The sequence below is a fragment of the Nostoc cf. edaphicum LEGE 07299 genome (assembly GCF_015207245.1).
GTDB lineage: Bacteria > Cyanobacteriota > Cyanobacteriia > Cyanobacteriales > Nostocaceae > Nostoc > Nostoc edaphicum_B.
In genome coordinates, this window is record NZ_JADEXF010000727.1 from 1 (window position 1) to 3,317 (window position 3,317).

A 3,317-nucleotide genomic window follows, 5' to 3' on the forward strand; every position below is an offset into this window, starting at 1 on the left:
GTCCTACACAGTTGACTACCAAATGCAGTTTGTCAACTTGAGTATGTATTTTTTGAACAGCTTCAATAATCTGTAACTCGTCAGTAATATCCATCTCTAAACAAATTAATCGCTCAGGATATTTGTCTACAAGAGCTATTAATTCTGAGTCCGATTTCGGTTGACGAGAAGTTGCATAAATTTTAGCTATTCTGCGATCTTGTAGCAAATTTTTCACAAAACCCAAACCAATACCTTGGCTGGCTCCCACAATCAAAGCATTGACAGGATTAATTTCATCGATAAAAGACATATCAATTTAGATAACTTGTGGAGGTATTTGATATTCATAGCGAGAGACAAAATAAGCACCAACTTGTCTCTGGCTGCGATAACGGAAACCAAAGCCTTCATATACTGCTCTCAGGCGCGGACGCAAATCATCGCAATTTAGACGTAAATAACGTTTACTAAGTGTTTGCGCGTGTTCAACAACCCAAGTCAGCATTATCGAACTGCGAAGCAATGTACAAATGCTGACTCTTCCTCAGAGATATCGGGCCAGAAAAGTAAATACTTTAGTTAGAGCAAAGCGCCACCACAACTAGAACCACACCCAGCAGTACAACCATAGCAATAAGCAGCAGTTTGTACCTCATTAATCAGGTCTAAATTGCCAGCTTCTAACAATTTGCCAACTGTCAAAGTTCCACCATTACGAGTTTTTGCAGGCAAATTCATCATTTGGTTAAAGTCACAATCATATACATTGCCCAGATAGTCAATTGAAAGTTCATCGCGACACATTAAATGTTCAACTGTGCTGGGATTAAAATGCGACTCTAAAAACTGCAAATAGCTAGCGTACAGTTTTCTCCGTTCTAAATGCATTTTGGTTCTACCAACTGGTAAATTGGTAAAGGTGAATAGGTTGTTAAACACAATATTAAAATGTTCTTGTAAGAACATTTTGTAATCTCGTTCTAGGTTACTCTGTTCGGGAGCTAAAGAAAATTTTTCATCGTTGGGTAACTGGGGATTAAAAACCAAGTCCAAAATTAAGTTTTGGTCTTTACCATAGCCGAGTTGGTTAAGCCACTGCAAAGCTTTGACTGAACTATCAAAAACACCATTACCGCGCATTTTATCAACATTATCTGCTAGGTAACAGGGTAGAGAAGCCACAACTCTTACTTGGTGTTTAGCAAAGTATTCTGGTAAATCACCAAATCCATCTTCAAAATAAATCGCCAAATTAGACCGGACAATGACTTGTTTACCAGTTACTTTTGCTGCTTCTACCAGTGGCTTAAATCCATAATTCATTTCAGGTGCGCCACCAGTCAAATCCACAACTTTAATTTCGGGAAATTTATGGATTAGTGAAATCAATTGTTCGCAAATTTCAGGAGAAAGTTCTTCTATACGTTTCGGCCCGGCTTCGACATGACAGTGTGTACAGGCCAGATTACAACGTTTACCTAAATTAATTTGTAAAACAGTTATTCCTTTTTTTGTCAAAGGTGAATTGAGTTTATTTTTAAAGGCTGTGACTGCTGTCTTTCCTATAATTTTTGCTTGAGCTTGCATTAGTTACTACTCCTAAAAAATTCACAATAATCTTCAATTTTTCTAACCTTGCAATAATCTATAGGTTATTGCACTAATAATTGCAGTAGTTGGTAAAGTTAAAATCCACGATAGTAGAATCTGATAAAAAATACGAGGATTAGATTTGGATTTTTTGTTAATTAATCCAACACCTAAAATAGAACTAACTGAAACGTAAGTGGTAGAAACTGGAAGCCCAAACCGAGTAGCTACAATGACCAGAACTCCAGTTACTATATTTGCTGATAAGCCTTGAGTATGATTCATTGAGGTAATCTTTTCACTCATGGTTATTGCAACTTTTTGGGAGTTGAGTAAACCGCCAAGTGCCATTGCGATCGCTATCAATATCGCTCCTCCCTGAATCGAGAAATACTCAATAATTAGAATGAGTGAAACAATCTTAGGAGTATCATTTAATCCTCTAGCAAAACTGACAATTCCAGCGCTGAAAAAATGACAACCATCAATCATTTTTTGGTTGACTGGTAGATGCCATTTTGAATTAATATAGCCAGATAAGCTGTAAATTCCTGCTCCCAAGGAAATAGCAACGATTGGACTGAGTAATAAAGGCAAAATAAAGGAAGTTCCCAAAGCTGCAAAATTAACTTGTAGTCCGATCGCAACTAATCCAGCGCCAACCAGCGCACCTGTTAAACTGTGAGTTGTGGAAATAGGAAACCCCATGAGGGTGGCAATGAGTACAGTCAATCCAGTAGCGATCGCGACTGCAAGATGAAACTCTGGAGCATTAGCGATCGCATCAGGTATTTCAGTTAGCTCTACTCGAATTAAGATAAGTTCCTCTAAATGTAGTATTTGCGTTACCACATCGGGAATGCTCTCTAAAGGATTGCCACTAATATCCAACTTACGCAAACTAGGCAAACCCAATAGTTCGAGTGGAAGCGTTTTTAAATTGTTGCCTGAAACCTTTTCGAGATGGCGGTTTCCTACGAATTCATAACCTTTAACCTTCTTTCCCAAAATCAAAGACTCAAGCTGCTTCAACTTACCAATTTCCACAGGTAACTCAGTCAACTCTTGCCCCGACAAGTCTAACTCTTGCCAACCCTCAGCCACCGCGCGATCTATCAGTTGCAATAACTCATCCTGCGTCATAATTCCAAGGAGAAGGGTAAAAGGAAAGAAGGTTGATGAAGATTATCTTAACTGATTAGGGAAAAATGCTAGACCATCATTATTTTGGCGATCTGTCAGTTCGCTGTTTGGGATATTGCGGATTTAGGTGATCGCACATATCTAAATTTGGTTTCTAGCTATCTCTGTCATGATACTTGCGATCAATTTTTGGCATTGTTTACAAAGTTGCAATCATGGCAATGCCTACGGTGGTTACTGAGCGCAGCCGTTCGCAGAGCGTCTCGTAGAGAAGTGCTGGCTACGCATTTGTTATTTTGGCGAACCCATTTGTTACTTCTGACTTTTCACATTATGTGGAAAAGTCCACCAAAAACCTAACCCCCTTCCCGACGCGGGAAGGGGGAAAATTCAAAGTCTCTCTCCTTTTAGGAGAGAGATTTAGAGAGAGGTTTTCCAGATACCGTGAAAAGTCAGATTTGTTACTTCGGCGTTCGCATTTGTTACTTCGGCGATCGCATTTGCTGATTTGGCGTTCGCATTTGCTGATTTGGCGTTCGCATTTGTTGATTTGGCGATCGCATTTGTTATTTTGGCGTTCGCATTTGTTAATTCGGCGTTCG

At 39.2% G+C, this 3,317-nt stretch carries 5 protein-coding genes; all 5 read right to left on the reverse strand.

Going from position 1 to position 3,317, the window contains the following annotated elements; translation table 11 throughout:
- The coding region (locus tag IQ229_RS19610) for an SDR family NAD(P)-dependent oxidoreductase (RefSeq protein WP_194046608.1) at window positions 1-292 on the reverse strand (292 nt) is incomplete at its 3' end.
- 6 nt (window positions 293-298) lie between these two features.
- Window positions 299-487: a hypothetical protein gene (locus tag IQ229_RS19615; protein WP_194046610.1), complete on the reverse strand. Its 189-nt coding sequence runs from the start codon at window positions 485-487 to the stop codon at window positions 299-301.
- Between the two features lie 74 nt (window positions 488-561).
- Complete coding sequence (arsS, locus tag IQ229_RS19620; protein ID WP_194046612.1) at window positions 562-1,548, reverse strand: arsenosugar biosynthesis radical SAM (seleno)protein ArsS; 987 nt, start codon at window positions 1,546-1,548, stop codon at window positions 562-564.
- A 63-nt stretch (window positions 1,549-1,611) separates the two neighbouring features.
- Window positions 1,612-2,715: an inorganic phosphate transporter gene (locus tag IQ229_RS19625; protein WP_228013583.1), complete on the reverse strand. Its 1,104-nt coding sequence runs from the start codon at window positions 2,713-2,715 to the stop codon at window positions 1,612-1,614.
- A 420-nt stretch (window positions 2,716-3,135) separates the two neighbouring features.
- Window positions 3,136-3,317 (reverse strand): hypothetical protein (locus IQ229_RS19635; protein WP_409339949.1); only part of this gene is annotated, 182 nt, incomplete at its 5' end.

What these genes read in the sequence shown, in the direction of transcription:
- IQ229_RS19625 (WP_228013583.1), bottom strand. Translation starts at nt 2,715, where the DNA reads ATGACGCAGGATGAGTTATTGCAACTGATAGATCGCGCGGTGGCTGAG.
- IQ229_RS19615 (WP_194046610.1), bottom strand. Translation starts at nt 487, where the DNA reads ATGCTGACTTGGGTTGTTGAACACGCGCAAACACTTAGTAAACGTTAT.